Consider the following 12,149-nt stretch of genomic DNA (forward strand, 5'->3'; position numbering starts at 1 on the left):
CGCGGTCAAATTTGCGGCTGGGAGCGAACGAAGACGAATCCGATGCGCTTTTGGGCAAGGGTTCAGGCTCCACTGGCTTGCGATAAAGCGGGCTCGCGCGCCTTGCGCGGCGTCACGAGCTCGCCGAGAAAACTGTAGCGCTCGAGGCTGTCGATCCTGACCGGCAGGATCTGTCCGATGATGTCGGGCGGGGCCATCACATGGGCGGGCTGCAGGTAGGCGGTGCGGCCCACGATCTGGCCCTGCTTGCGCGCCGGACGCTCGAACAGCACGTCGACCGTTGAGCCAATCGCGGCCTTGTTGAAGGCCGATTGCTGGCTGTCGATCAGTTCCTGGAGCCGCTCCAATCGCTGGTCCATCTCGGCGGGGGACACCGTCTCCTGCATGTCCGCGGCCGGCGTTCCCGGCCGGGCGGAGTATTTGAACGAATAGGCCGCAGCGTAACCGATTTGCGTGACAAGCGCGAGGGTGGCGAGAAAATCTTGCTCGCTCTCCCCGGGGAAACCGACGATGAAATCCGATGAAAAAGCAATGTCTTGGCGTGCGGACCGGAAACGGTCGATGACCCGCCGGTAATCATCGGCGGTATGTTTGCGGTTCATGGCCGCCAAAATGCGGTCCGAGCCCGACTGCACCGGCAGGTGCACGAACGGCATCAGGGCGCCGAGGTCGCGATGGGCTGCGATCAGGCTGTCATCGACGTCGCGGGGATGGCTGGTCGAATAGCGCAGCCGCGCGATGCCGGGAATCGCCGCCAGATGTGCGAGCAGCCGGCCGAGCGGCCAGGTTTTTCCGTCGGGCCCCTCGCCGTGATAGGCGTTGACGTTCTGCCCGATCAGCGTGAGCTCGCGCACGCCGTTGTCAGCGAGCCGCTTCACGTCGTCGACGATCTTCGCCACCGGACGCGAGACTTCGGCGCCGCGCGTATACGGCACGACGCAGAAGGTGCAGAACTTGTCGCAGCCTTCCTGCACCGTGACGAAGGCGGAAATGCCGCGCGCGCGGATCGCGTCGGGCTTCGGCTGGGCCAGGAAGCCGAACTTGTCGGCGGCGGGAAACTCGGTCTCGATCGCGCGGCCTTCGCCCTCGGCCCGCTTCAACAGCTCCGGCAGATGATGATAGCTCTGCGGACCCACCACGACGTCGACGACAGGCGCGCGGCGCACGATCTCCTCGCCCTCGGCCTGCGCCACACAGCCGGCAACCGCGATTTTCATCGCGCGGCCCGCACGCGCGGCCTCGTCCTTGGCGACGCGCAGGCGGCCGAGCTCGGAATAGACCTTCTCCGAGGCCTTCTCGCGGATATGGCAGGTGTTGAGGATGACGAGGTCGGCATCCTCTGCGCTCGCCGTCTCCACGAATCCTTCCGGGGCCAGCGTGTCCACCATGCGCTGGGCATCGTAGACGTTCATCTGGCAGCCATATGATTTGATGTGCAGCTTGCGCGGCGGCGTCATGGAACCCGAAATGGAGGTGGAGGACGGCCCTCAGATATAGGCTGGAGGGCCGAAAATCCAGCGAATGCGGCCTCTTTCGGCCCGTCATTCCGGGGCGCGCGCCAGCGCGAACCCGGAATCCAGAGGTTTTACTGCGAGATTCCGGGTTCACGCGCGTCGCGCGTGCCCCGGAATGACGGTCCGGGACAACAATCAACCCGCCAGAGCGTCCGCCTCGACCCGCCGAACCAGGTCCGGCAACTGATGCATGTCGGCAAAAGTTAAGTCGGCGCCGGCTTGGCGCAGGGTCTCGGCATGGCCGCTCCCGCAATGGCTGCCCCCGTAAAAGCCGAACACTTTCATACCGGCCGCCCGCGCGCCGGCGATGCCGGCCAGGCTGTCCTCGATCACGACGCAGCGCTCGGGCGGGACGCCCATTTGGCTCGCCGCGAACAGGAACAGGTCAGGTGCGGGCTTGCCGTTCTTGACCTGCGAGGCCGAGAAGATATTTGGCGCGAGACGCTCATAAAGCCCCGTGCTTCCGAGACTCACCTGCATGCGCGGATGCGAGCCGCTGGAGGCGACGCAGACGCGCTGGCTGACGACATCCAGCACATCATGGATGCCGCGGATCGCTTCCAGGTCGGCTTCGAACGAACGAAAAAGCTCGTCCTGGAGATCACCGTGATAGGCCTCGGGCAGCTTGCGGCCGAGCTCGGTTTCGATCTCGAGATTGGCCTGTTTGGTCGAGCGGCCAAGGAAGCGCGCGAACACCTGCTCCGATGTGATCGGATAGCCGTGCCGGGTCAGCACGTCAGCGTGCGCGCGACAGGAGATCACCTCGCTGTCCACGAGCACGCCGTCGCAATCGAAGATAATGAGATCGATGGGCATTCAGTGTGCAGCTCGGTTTTGGCACCGTGGTTCAGAGCGGGCGGTGCCACCTCTCCCATAGGGAGAGGTCGGCGCGAAGCGCCGGGTGAGGGGTTTCGCTCTCTCGTGGGACCTAAGTCCCCTCACCCGATTTGCACCGGACGATGCTTCGCATCGCCGGGAGCAAATCGACCTCTCCCCAACGGGGAGAGGTGAAGGGACGCCGGTGCGTGGAATTTGCAAAGCAATCAATTCGTCGGCTTGTCGTCGTCGAGCGGGACGCAATAGAGCTCGAGCCGGTGATCGACCAGACGATAGCCGAGCTTGCGGGCGATCTCGGCCTGGAGCTTCTCGATCTCCTCGGAGGTGAACTCGATCACCTTGCCGTCGCGCAGATTGATGAGGTGGTCGTGATGGCTGTCGCGCATCTGCTCGTAGCGCGCGCGGCCTTCGCGGAAATCGTGGCGCTCGATGATGCCGGCGTCCTCGAACAGTTTCACGGTGCGGTAGACCGTCGAGATCGAGATCTTGTCGTCGACCGCAACGCAGCGCCGGTACAGTTCCTCGACGTCGGGATGATCGATCGCTTCGGCCAGCACGCGGGCGATGACGCGGCGCTGCTCGGTCATGCGCATGCCCGTGGCGGCGCAGCGCGCCTCGATATCGGACGCCTTGGATGCAGGAGAATGTTTCAGTGTGGTCATAGCGTTGTCTGCCTGGCGGGCGCTTTCTGCCACCGATGTTACGCCAAGTCGCGTCGCATCAGAAGGGCGTTCAATTGTTCCCCGTTGGGCTGCTTATAGTAGCGATCGCGGCGCCCGACCACCACGAATCCAGCTCGATCGTAAAGCCGCCGCGCCGGCTGGTTATTTTCCTCCACTTCCAGAAATATCGTGCGCACGCCGCGCCCGGCGAGGTGGCCGAGATGGGTCATCAGCAGCGTACGGGAGAGGCCGCGGCCGCGATAAGCCCCGTCCACCGCAACCGAGAGGATTTCCGCTTCGTCCGCCCCGATCCGCGACACCGCAAAGCCGACCGTCTTGCGGCCGAGACGCAAGCGATGCACCAGCGTGTTGCGCTCGCTCATCATGCTCTCGAACTCGCCTTCGCCCCAGCCATGCGCGAAGGCGGCGCCGTGCAGCTGCGCGAGCCGCGCGGCATCGCGCATGGTCGCGGGCTCGACGGCGGCCGTGCCGCCGCGCCACCACTCCGACAGCCATCCCATCATGAGGTCGCGGCTTGTGCTGCGCGCGGCGTCTGTGCCGCCGGCTTGGCGTCGGGCGCTTTCAGATAGAACGGCCGCGCCGGATTGGTGTCGGGATTGGCCGCCGCGCCGAGCCAGGCGATCCAGCTGATGTCGGGCGCGGGCTGCGCGTCGACCGCAACGGGTTGCGGTCCGCCCTTCGGCCAGCGATCGGCGAGAATATTGGCGGCATTGCCGACCAGATGCGGCGCGCCGAATTGCGAGGCCGCGATCGCCGCGTCGATCGCGGCGACACGGGGGCGCACCAGCTGGCTGCCGTCGCCGGCGACGATCTGGAAATAGACGTGATCGTGCCGCGCATCGATCGCGGAGATCACCGGTGCCGTTCCGCTCTGGCCGACGACACCAGCGGCATAGGCCGACAGCGTCGTCAGCCCGACCGCCGGCCGTTTCGCCGCCAGCGCAAGGCCCCGCGCCGCCGAGATGCCGACGCGCAGGCCGGTGAAGCTGCCGGGCCCGACGGTGACGGCGATGCGGTCGAGCGAGGTGAAGGCGAGGCTGGCCCTCTGCATCACGCGCGCGATCATCGGCATCAGCGCCTCGGCATGGCCACGCTTCATGAGCTGCGATTCCCGGGCGAGCAGCTCGCCGGCGTCGGTGTCGAGAACGGCGGCCGCGCAGGCTTCGAGCGCAGTATCGATGGCAAGGATCAGCATGAAACAGCAAACGGCGATTGGCGAATGGAGAGCACTCTAGCGAACCAGGCGCCTGTCCGCCATTCATCACGCACGATTTGCAGGCCCCCGATATGCGCCATTTCGCAAGGAGGGCAAGCGCACGCGCCTGGCGGCCAAGCCGCTCTGCCCACCGGCGAGCGGCTATGCCGCGCGCGCGTTCCTGAATTCCTTGGCCGCCTTGTCCAGCACGAACAGCGATCCCTCCGCCACGCCGAAATAGGCGCCGTGGGTCTGCATCTGGCCGCTCTCCACGGCCTTGCGCACGAACGGGAAGGTCATCAGGTTTTCCAGGCTGCGGAACACGGCGGCCTTCTCGATGCGCTCGACGAATTGCGCCATGGTCTCGTGCTCGCGCTGCTCGACCACCTCGCCCGGCTTGATGAACATCTGCATCCATTTGCCGATGAAGTCGCCGGGCGTCAGCGGCTCGATCTTGTCGACGAAGGCGCGGATGCCGCCGCATTGCGCGTGGCCGAGCACCACGATGTGCTTCACCTTCAGCACCGTCACCGCAAACTCCAGCGCTGCCGAGACGCCGTGCGCGCTTTCGTCGGGCTGATAAGTCGGCACCAGATTGGCGATGTTGCGGACGACGAAGAGCTCGCCCGGCCCCGCGTCGAAGATCACTTCGGGGGAGACCCGGGAGTCGCAGCAGCCGATCACCATGGTCTCAGGCGACTGCCCTTTGACCGAGAGTTCGCGGTAGCGGTTCTGCTCGGTCGGCAGCCGCTGGGTGGCGAAGGCCTTGTAGCCTTCCAGCAATTGCTTCGGGAATGTCGTCATGGCCCATGCCTAATCACATACCGCCAGAGCCGACAAGCCTTTCGAATGGGCAGGCCAAGTGCTATCGCCTGGGGGTCGGACGACAGACCAGGAAGGAACGCCAGCATGACCCGCCCGCGCCGCAGCCATCTGTTCATGCCCGGCTCTAACCCGCGTGCGCTGGAAAAGGCGCGCAATCTCCCCGCCGACGGCCTGATCCTCGACCTCGAGGATTCCGTCGCCCCTGAGGCCAAGGCGGCGGCGCGCGACGGCATTGCGGCGGCGATCGCCGCCAAGGGCTTCGCCAGGCGCGAGATCCTGATCCGGACCAACGGCCTCGACTCGCCCTGGTGGGCAGATGACGTCGCCATGGCCGCCAAGGCTTCGCCGGACGGCATCCTGGTTCCAAAAGTCTCGAGCGTCGAAGATCTCGAGGTGATCGGCCGCAAGCTGGCCGAGCTCGGCGCCGCGCCGACCGTGAAGGTCTGGGCCATGATCGAGACCGCGCGCGCCGTGCTGCACGCCGAGGAACTGGCCGCCGCCGGACGCGATCCATCGAGCCGCCTCTCGGGCTTCGTGTTCGGCCCGAACGACATCTCGCGCGAGACGCGGATCAGGATGCTCCCGGGCCGCGCCGCGATGATCCCGATGATCACCCATTGCATCCTGGCGACGCGCGCGCACGGCCTCGAGATCCTCGACGGCCCCTACAGCGACATCGCCAATTCCGACGGTTTCGCCACCGAATGCGCGCAAGGCCGCGACCTCGGCTTCGACGGCAAGACCCTGATCCATCCCTCCCAGATCGACGCCTGCAACGCGATCTTCACCCCGCCGGAGGAGGAAGTCGCCCGCGCGCGAAAAATCATCGCGGCGTTCGAACTGCCTGAGAACGCCTCGCGCGGCGCGATCCGTCTCGACGGCGCGATGGTGGAGCGCCTGCACGCCGACATGGCTCGGCGCACGATCGCGATTGCGGACGCGATCGCGGCGATGGCGAAGGGCTGAGGCGCGAGATTTGCTTTTCCGCGCGCCAAGCAGGTTTTGCTCTCTATCGTCCCGCCCGTGAAACGGCTTTGAATTCACCACCTGCTCCGTGGGAGGCGGCGATGGCGCTTTGCCGGAAAGGCGTATCGGCAGGCTGCGGCGCCGCCAATTCCTGGCAATACATCCGATCGATGGTGCGCTGCATGAGCGCATAGCAATCGCATGCGGCCCTCTCGAGCCGCGCCCGATGGATTTCGACAAACCCGCGCCGGTCGGACGGGATGGCGCCGGCCTCGCGTAGCTTGCTCATCGTCAAAGTCACCGTCGTCCGCCGTACCCCAACCAATTGCGCCAGCGCCTCCTGCGTCACCGGAAGCAGGTCCTCGGGAACGCGGTCGTGAAGCTGCAGGAGCCACCGCGCCATGCGGCCATCCACCCGATGCAGCGCGTTGCAAGCGGCGACGTGCTGGAGCTGCAATAACACGGCGCGGGCGTGGACCTGCACGACATGCCTGATGGCTGCGCTTTGCGCATGGGCCGCGCGAAATTTAGCGGCGGAGATCACCGATGCAGTGCCGGCTATGCGGGCGATCGCGGTCACGGATGAAGGCGACGGGCCGAGCACGGAGAACGAGGCCAAAGCGCCTTCCCGTCCCATCAAGGTGGTCGCGACCGTTTGCCCGTCCGGCATGTCGAGCATGAAGGCGATCGCGCCGCTATGGGGAAAATAGACCGGGTCGAGCTCGTCGCCCGATCGCACCAGGACGGCATCGGGTTCGAACGAGACCTTCTGGAAGTGGGGCGTCAGCAAAGCGAGATCCGCCGGCGGCAGCGCCGCCAATAGCCGATTCCCGATGCCCTTGCGTTGGGCAGTCACGGTGTCCTCTGTTGAACGAGCACCCAATGAACGACGGGAATCATCTGTTTCATTCGCCATGATTATCCGAAATGCGAATTGCGGAACGGTAACGATCCAAACAGAGCTAATAGTCGAGATCAAGCACGGATAATTGCGGTGAGCTTTCCCGCATCCTCGCCGCGCAAACAGTCATACTATTTACGCCCGTTGCCACCTGCGCACGAGTTGAAAGCTCTGCCGTACGCTGGCATCAGCGGTCCGGCAGATGGTCGGGTCTTTCTCGGTGACGATAGCGGTGGCAAGATCGCGGATGCGATCGCGGTGATGCGGAAGGGCTGAGGGCTCGCGCACTCCATCGCCTCGCGACGAAGTGCGCAAGTGCCGCTTCGATCAGATCGTCTGTCCGCCGGACACCTCGATCCGCTGTGCTGTGACCCAGCGGTTCTCCGGACCGAGCAGGCTCGCGACCATCGGCCCGATGTCGTCGGGCAGCCCGACGCGCCCAAGCGCGGTCATTTGCGCGAACTGCTTGTTCAAATCCGGCATGTCCCGAACGGCGCCGCCGAGGAAGTCGGTCTCGATTGCGCCCGGCGCAACGACGTTGGCGGTGATGCCGCGTTCGCCGAATTCTTTTGCCATGTAGACGGTCAGAACCTCGATGGCGCCCTTGGCGGCGGCATAGGCCGAGAAGCCGGGGAAAGACACGCGCGTCAGCCCGCTCGAGAAGTTGATGATCCGGCCATTGTCGCCAAGCAGCGGCAGCAAGGCCTGCGTCAGAAAGAACGGCCCTTTGACATGCGTGGCGAAGAGCGCGTCGAACTGCTGCTCCGTCGTCTCGGCCATGGCGGCCATTTCGCCCTGGCCGGCATTGTTGACGAGATGATCGAACCTCTCGGTGTGCCAATGCTCCGCCAGCGCCGACCCGACTTTTGCGACGAACGCCGGAAAGGTCGATACCGAGGTGACGTCGAGCTGGAGCGCGACCGCTTTTCGGCCGAGCGCCTCGATCTCGGTGACGACCTCGCGGGCGGCGGCGGCACCGCTGCGATAGGTCACGATGACGTCGCCGCCGTGACGCGCGATGGCGATTGCGGTGTTGCGGCCAAGGCCCCGGCTGGCACCGGTGACGAGAGAAATGGTGGGCATTGCAGGTTCCTCGTGGAGTTTCGGTGGGGCCCTTCTGCCTGTGATCGAGCGTCGGATGTTGCCGGATCCTCTGATCGTCTTGCCCAACCCTCCAGAATGTGGCCGGCGGCCGACTTGCCCAGAACTCCCGTCTCCTTGCCTGATCGCCCGTCGGCAATTGCCGGCGTGCCCGGCTCGGCCTAGATTAGGCGCGTGACCGAAACGCTGCTCCAGATCGCCAGCCGCTACGCCGCAGCTCGCGCCGACGACAAGGGCCTTGCGTCCACGCCTTTCGCCGGCATCTCGATCATTCGTGAGACCGCGCCGAGCGCGCTCCAATTTGCGATCTCCAAGCCTCTGGTCGCCTTGGTGCTGCAAGGCGCCAAGCGTGTTGCGGTCGGCGCCACGTCCTTCGACCTGGGTGCAGGCGATTCGCTGGTGATCGCGAGCGACGTGCCGACGGTCAGCCAGATTACGCACGCCACAGTCGCGGTGCCCTATTTGTCGCTCGTCGTCGAGCTCGATCCCATTGTCATTGAGGGGCTGGTCGTCGAGATCGGGGCGGCGCCTTATGTTCCGTCCCGGCCGCTGCGGGTCGAGCCGACGGAGCGGGATGTGAGCGACGCGGCGCTGCGGTTGTTGCGCCTGATCGATCGGCCCTCGTCCGCCTCAATCCTCCAGAGCCAAATGCTGCGGGAGCTGCATTATTGGCTGTTGGCCGGTCGGCACGGTGGCGCCATCAGGGCGCTTGGTATTGCCGACAGCCATGCGCAGCGGATCGGCCGTGCGGTTGCGATCATCCGCGCCGACTATGCCAAGCCTTTGCGTGTCGACCGGCTCGCCAAGGCTGCGGGGATGAGCCAGTCGGCATTTCACCTGCACTTTCGCAGCATCACGTCGCTGACCCCGCTTCAGTTTCAGAAGCAGCTTCGTCTGATCGAGGCGCGCCGCACCATGCTGGCCGATGGCGCAAGCATCGCGACCGCCTCGCATCGGGTCGGCTACGAAAGCGTCACGCAGTTCACGCGGGAATATTGCCGATTGTTCGGCATGCCGCCCGGAGTTCTCAAATGGCGACAATCGACAGGATCTACATCCTCGACGGAGGCATTGCGGAGGTCGAAGACGGTTCGATCTATTCTCCCGGCATCAACGTCGGCATTCCCATGACGTTGAGCTGCAATGCCTATCTCATCCGTCATCGCGGCGAGTGGCTGATCTGGGATACGGGCATTGAGGATGAGCTGGCGAAGCATCCGGAAGGGCGCATCATCGCGCATGGCATACGGGGCATCGTGCGTCGTCCCATCGCGGACCAATTGGATGAAATCGGGGTGCGGCCCCGCGATATCCGCACGATCCTCCTTTCCCACGCGCATTTCGATCATATCGGGAATGTCGATCTGTTCGAAAATGCAAGATGGATCGCTCAGCGGGCCGAATTCGAGGCCATGTTCGGGCCTGAGCCTGACGAATTCGGCTACTCGCTTCAGCACTACAGGATGTTGAAGGAGCGGCCTTACGAGATCGTCGATGGTGATCACGACATCTTCGGCGACGGCGCAGTGCGCATGATCTTCACGTCCGGCCATACGCTTGGGCATTGCTCGCTGATGCTGAAGCTGCCGCGGCGCGGCGCCGTGCTGCTGAGCGGCGACGTTGCGCATAACCGAGAGAACCTCCGGCACATGCGTGTACCGTCGTTCAATGCCGACCCGCAGGCGACGGTTGCATCTATGGCCAAGGTGGTCGAGCTGCTACGCGTCGAGAACGCCGAAATCTGGATCAATCACGATACGGCGCAAAGCGAAGGGATGGCTTACGCGCAGAAGTGGATCGAGTAACGCAACGCCTCACCGCGGCGCGTGTTCGGCGCGCTCGAGCGTCTCCAGCGTCGAGGCGTTGGCGCAATAGCCGTGGTAATTCTCCGCGGCGGTGCCCTCAGCGAGATCGCGGTCGCACTGTCCCTTTTGATTGCAGAGCGAGCAGACCCGTTCGAGGTCGCGGAGCAGCAGCGGCCGCGCGCGGCCGAGCGCCTCAGTGCTGATGCCGAGCTGCTCGAGCATCTTCGGCAATTCGTCGGCGGCGTGGCGGCCGTGACGGACCAGCTCCTCCAGATCGTCGGGCGCGATCCTGAGATCATTGGCGATCCGGTCGAAATCGGCGCGGTCGAGCTGCCGCATCTCGTTGATCTCGCGGCGGTGCTTCAGCCAGTTCGCGAAGGACTCGATGAGATCCTGGACGATGGGATAGGGCCTGGTTGCGGTGCTCATGGCAAGCTCCATTCGGACGAGCGGAATTGAAGCGAGATAAGCACAATGATGCAGAAGCGCGTTGCGCTGGATCAAATTGGATGGGGCATTAATCCGGTCTCGTGCCCCGGACGCGGCGCAGCACGTAGTGGTGCGCCGCTGAGCCGGGGCCCATCGCGCCGCTTGCTGGGTCCCGGCTCTGCGGAGCAGCGTTGCACGCTGCACCGCGTCCGGGACACGGAGAGCGCTAAGCGAATCGCTCCGCCGCCCACGCATACAGGCTACCGGGAATCGGCTTCTCGCCGCCGCGTCCCTTCGGCGAGATGTGCAGGCCGATGATGCTGGGGTCGGTGACGAGGCCGAGATAGCTCGAGGGATCGAAGAACAGTTTCGGCTCGGCATGCACGGCGTAAAACGATTGTTTCGGCAGTGCGTTCTGCAATTCACCGGTGCGCCGCGCCAGCGCGGTGAGCGCGGCAGGCCCGTAGATCGCGACGCGAATATCCGAGAGGCGGTTCGAGCCGCCGCGCAGGCGGCGCATCATGAAGGTGATGCGATGGCGCAGCGACAGCCAGTTCGGCGTCAGCTCCTCCTGCTCCATCAGCTCCTCGAAGGCGGCGACGATGCCGTGCGGGGGCGGCAGGTAGAGCACGGAATTGCCGAGCTGGCGCGGCCGCTCCCAGGCGAAGTAGGGCTTTGCCGGATCGATCTCGACCGGCTTCAGGAGCAGCACGTCGGCGTCGAGCCAGAGGCCGAGGCCCTTCGCCATCAGCTTCATGCGGAAGAAGTCGCTGAACTGCAAAATGGTCCAGTCGCGCCAGCTGCCGTCCGGCTGCGGCGGGCGCAAGCGTTCGGAGAACGCGTGCGGCAGGATCGCCTCGGCCTCGGCATTCGCAACGCCGGCGGGGAGGCCGGGAATGGGATCGAAGCTGTAGACCGTGACCTTGTGCCCGGCAGCCAGCTGCGAGCGCAGACAGGTCTGGCGCAACGCATCCATCGGGCCGTGCCAGAAGGTGACGATCTCGGGCAGCATGTGTGCAGCTATACGGGCTAATCAGAACAAAGAAAAAGCCCCGGCGCCTTCGACGCCGGGGCTCGAACGGAAATCTGATATCAGGCCCAGGCGCGCTCGCGCTTGAGCTTGTCCTCATAGGAGTCGATCGAGGCCTTCTTCTCCATGGTGAGGCCGATGTCGTCGAGGCCGTTGATCAGGCAGTGCTTGCGGAACGGATCGATCTCGAACTTGACCTTGCCGCCGTCGGGGCCGCGGATCTCCTGGTTCGGCAGGTCGATCGTCAGCGTCGCATTGGCGCCGCGCTCGGCGTCGTCGAACAGCTTGTCGAGGTCTTCCTGCGAGACGCGGATCGGCAGAATGCCGTTCTTGAAGCAATTGTTGTAGAAGATGTCGCCGAACGAGGTCGAGATCACGCAGCGGATGCCGAAGTCGAGCAGCGCCCAGGGCGCATGCTCGCGGCTCGAGCCGCAGCCGAAATTGTCGCCGGCGACCAGCACCTTCGCATTGCGATAGGCCGGCTGGTTGAGCACGAAGTCCGGGTTCTCGCTGCCGTCATCCTTGTAGCGCTGCTCGGAGAAGAGCCCCTTGCCAAGGCCGGTGCGCTTGATGGTCTTGAGGTACTGCTTCGGAATGATCATGTCGGTGTCGACATTGATGATCTTCAGCGGCGCCGCGACGCCTTCCAGCGTGGTGAACTTGTCCATGGTTGCGCTTTCCCGCACGTGGTTCAGGGAACCGGCTATTTATCGCGATCGGACCGGGAATCCTAGGCCGAAATCGGCAGATCTCGTCTGCTTGGCCATGAGCCAAGAGAAAGGTGAGCTCCCTCCCCCGCGAGCGGGGGAGGGTTGGGAAGAGGGTTTCTCCTCTAGGAGACTGTCCCATTGTGGAGACACCCT

At 64.8% G+C, this 12,149-nt stretch carries 14 protein-coding genes; 3 read left to right on the top strand and 11 right to left on the bottom strand.

The genetic code is table 11. The features are described from left to right. Window positions 1–62: 62 nt before the first annotated feature. The 6 genes from miaB to AB7M16_RS19880 all read right to left on the bottom strand — a co-directional run bounded on the left by miaB (window position 63) and on the right by AB7M16_RS19880 (window position 5,033). Window positions 63–1,457 carry a tRNA (N6-isopentenyl adenosine(37)-C2)-methylthiotransferase MiaB gene (gene miaB / locus AB7M16_RS19855; RefSeq protein ID WP_453944966.1) on the bottom strand — a complete coding sequence of 465 codons (1,395 nt, stop codon included), beginning with the start codon at window positions 1,455–1,457 and terminating at the stop codon, window positions 63–65. A gap of 192 nt (window positions 1,458–1,649) precedes the next feature. Continuing rightward, window positions 1,650–2,330 carry an HAD family hydrolase gene (locus AB7M16_RS19860; RefSeq protein ID WP_260383819.1) on the bottom strand — a complete coding sequence of 227 codons (681 nt, stop codon included), beginning with the start codon at window positions 2,328–2,330 and terminating at the stop codon, window positions 1,650–1,652. Between the two features lie 227 nt (window positions 2,331–2,557). Further along, the gene (locus AB7M16_RS19865; RefSeq protein WP_453944967.1) at window positions 2,558–3,013 is read right to left on the bottom strand and encodes a Fur family transcriptional regulator; all 456 of its coding nucleotides are present in this window, start codon (window positions 3,011–3,013) and stop codon (window positions 2,558–2,560) included. Between the two features lie 38 nt (window positions 3,014–3,051). Continuing rightward, window positions 3,052–3,537 (bottom strand): ribosomal protein S18-alanine N-acetyltransferase, encoded by a 486-nt coding sequence (gene rimI, locus AB7M16_RS19870; RefSeq protein ID WP_172789369.1) that lies wholly within the window; start codon window positions 3,535–3,537, stop codon window positions 3,052–3,054. Continuing rightward, the gene (tsaB, locus tag AB7M16_RS19875) at window positions 3,534–4,229 is read right to left on the bottom strand and encodes a tRNA (adenosine(37)-N6)-threonylcarbamoyltransferase complex dimerization subunit type 1 TsaB (RefSeq protein ID WP_453944968.1); all 696 of its coding nucleotides are present in this window, start codon (window positions 4,227–4,229) and stop codon (window positions 3,534–3,536) included. Before tsaB ends, rimI begins: the two co-directional genes overlap by 4 nt. A 162-nt stretch (window positions 4,230–4,391) precedes the next feature. Continuing rightward, window positions 4,392–5,033 carry a carbonic anhydrase gene (locus AB7M16_RS19880; protein ID WP_172789371.1) on the bottom strand — a complete coding sequence of 214 codons (642 nt, stop codon included), beginning with the start codon at window positions 5,031–5,033 and terminating at the stop codon, window positions 4,392–4,394. A gap of 105 nt (window positions 5,034–5,138) precedes the next feature. On the opposite strand from AB7M16_RS19880, the gene AB7M16_RS19885 reads away from it, so the two are divergent. After that, the gene (locus tag AB7M16_RS19885; RefSeq protein ID WP_172789372.1) at window positions 5,139–6,020 is read left to right on the top strand and encodes an HpcH/HpaI aldolase/citrate lyase family protein; all 882 of its coding nucleotides are present in this window, start codon (window positions 5,139–5,141) and stop codon (window positions 6,018–6,020) included. A 43-nt stretch (window positions 6,021–6,063) separates the two neighbouring features. On the opposite strand, the gene AB7M16_RS19890 is transcribed toward AB7M16_RS19885, so the two are convergent. Together AB7M16_RS19890 and AB7M16_RS19895 are read right to left on the bottom strand one after the other, a co-directional pair. Next, window positions 6,064–6,936: a Crp/Fnr family transcriptional regulator gene (locus AB7M16_RS19890; RefSeq protein WP_453944969.1), complete on the bottom strand. Its 873-nt coding sequence runs from the start codon at window positions 6,934–6,936 to the stop codon at window positions 6,064–6,066. A 312-nt stretch (window positions 6,937–7,248) separates the two neighbouring features. Further along, window positions 7,249–8,004: an SDR family NAD(P)-dependent oxidoreductase gene (locus AB7M16_RS19895; protein ID WP_453944970.1), complete on the bottom strand. Its 756-nt coding sequence runs from the start codon at window positions 8,002–8,004 to the stop codon at window positions 7,249–7,251. 192 nt (window positions 8,005–8,196) lie between these two features. Between AB7M16_RS19895 and AB7M16_RS19900 the strand changes: the two genes are divergently transcribed. Together AB7M16_RS19900 and AB7M16_RS19905 are read left to right on the top strand one after the other, a co-directional pair. After that, window positions 8,197–9,153, top strand: coding sequence for an AraC family transcriptional regulator (locus tag AB7M16_RS19900; RefSeq protein WP_453944971.1), 957 nt, complete (start codon window positions 8,197–8,199; stop codon window positions 9,151–9,153). After that, window positions 9,054–9,827 (top strand): N-acyl homoserine lactonase family protein, encoded by a 774-nt coding sequence (locus AB7M16_RS19905; RefSeq protein ID WP_453944972.1) that lies wholly within the window; start codon window positions 9,054–9,056, stop codon window positions 9,825–9,827. Before AB7M16_RS19900 ends, AB7M16_RS19905 begins: the two co-directional genes overlap by 100 nt. A 9-nt stretch (window positions 9,828–9,836) precedes the next feature. On the opposite strand, the gene AB7M16_RS19910 is transcribed toward AB7M16_RS19905, so the two are convergent. The 3 genes from AB7M16_RS19910 to leuD all read right to left on the bottom strand — a co-directional run bounded on the left by AB7M16_RS19910 (window position 9,837) and on the right by leuD (window position 11,954). Then, entirely contained in the window at window positions 9,837–10,256 is a 420-nt protein-coding gene (locus AB7M16_RS19910; RefSeq protein WP_453944973.1) for a hypothetical protein, read from the bottom strand. Between the two features lie 226 nt (window positions 10,257–10,482). Next, window positions 10,483–11,268, bottom strand: a complete 786-nt coding sequence (locus AB7M16_RS19915) for a hypothetical protein (protein WP_453944974.1) — start codon at window positions 11,266–11,268, stop codon at window positions 10,483–10,485. Between the two features lie 80 nt (window positions 11,269–11,348). Beyond that, complete coding sequence (gene leuD, locus AB7M16_RS19920) at window positions 11,349–11,954, bottom strand: 3-isopropylmalate dehydratase small subunit (protein ID WP_027573022.1); 606 nt, start codon at window positions 11,952–11,954, stop codon at window positions 11,349–11,351. Window positions 11,955–12,149: the final 195 nt, after the last annotated feature.

It is taken from the genome of Bradyrhizobium sp. USDA 372, assembly GCF_053629095.1.

What these genes read in the sequence shown, in the direction of transcription:
- AB7M16_RS19880 (WP_172789371.1), bottom strand. Translation starts at nt 5,033, where the DNA reads ATGACGACATTCCCGAAGCAATTGCTGGAAGGCTACAAGGCCTTCGCC.
- AB7M16_RS19915 (WP_453944974.1), bottom strand. Translation starts at nt 11,268, where the DNA reads ATGCTGCCCGAGATCGTCACCTTCTGGCACGGCCCGATGGATGCGTTG.
- AB7M16_RS19860 (WP_260383819.1), bottom strand. Translation starts at nt 2,330, where the DNA reads ATGCCCATCGATCTCATTATCTTCGATTGCGACGGCGTGCTCGTGGAC.
- leuD (WP_027573022.1), bottom strand. Translation starts at nt 11,954, where the DNA reads ATGGACAAGTTCACCACGCTGGAAGGCGTCGCGGCGCCGCTGAAGATC.
- AB7M16_RS19890 (WP_453944969.1), bottom strand. Translation starts at nt 6,936, where the DNA reads ATGGCGAATGAAACAGATGATTCCCGTCGTTCATTGGGTGCTCGTTCA.
- AB7M16_RS19865 (WP_453944967.1), bottom strand. Translation starts at nt 3,013, where the DNA reads ATGACCACACTGAAACATTCTCCTGCATCCAAGGCGTCCGATATCGAG.
- miaB (WP_453944966.1), bottom strand. Translation starts at nt 1,457, where the DNA reads ATGACGCCGCCGCGCAAGCTGCACATCAAATCATATGGCTGCCAGATG.
- AB7M16_RS19895 (WP_453944970.1), bottom strand. Translation starts at nt 8,004, where the DNA reads ATGCCCACCATTTCTCTCGTCACCGGTGCCAGCCGGGGCCTTGGCCGC.
- tsaB (WP_453944968.1), bottom strand. Translation starts at nt 4,229, where the DNA reads ATGCTGATCCTTGCCATCGATACTGCGCTCGAAGCCTGCGCGGCCGCC.
- rimI (WP_172789369.1), bottom strand. Translation starts at nt 3,537, where the DNA reads ATGATGGGATGGCTGTCGGAGTGGTGGCGCGGCGGCACGGCCGCCGTC.
- AB7M16_RS19905 (WP_453944972.1), top strand. Translation starts at nt 9,054, where the DNA reads ATGGCGACAATCGACAGGATCTACATCCTCGACGGAGGCATTGCGGAG.
- AB7M16_RS19910 (WP_453944973.1), bottom strand. Translation starts at nt 10,256, where the DNA reads ATGAGCACCGCAACCAGGCCCTATCCCATCGTCCAGGATCTCATCGAG.
- AB7M16_RS19885 (WP_172789372.1), top strand. Translation starts at nt 5,139, where the DNA reads ATGACCCGCCCGCGCCGCAGCCATCTGTTCATGCCCGGCTCTAACCCG.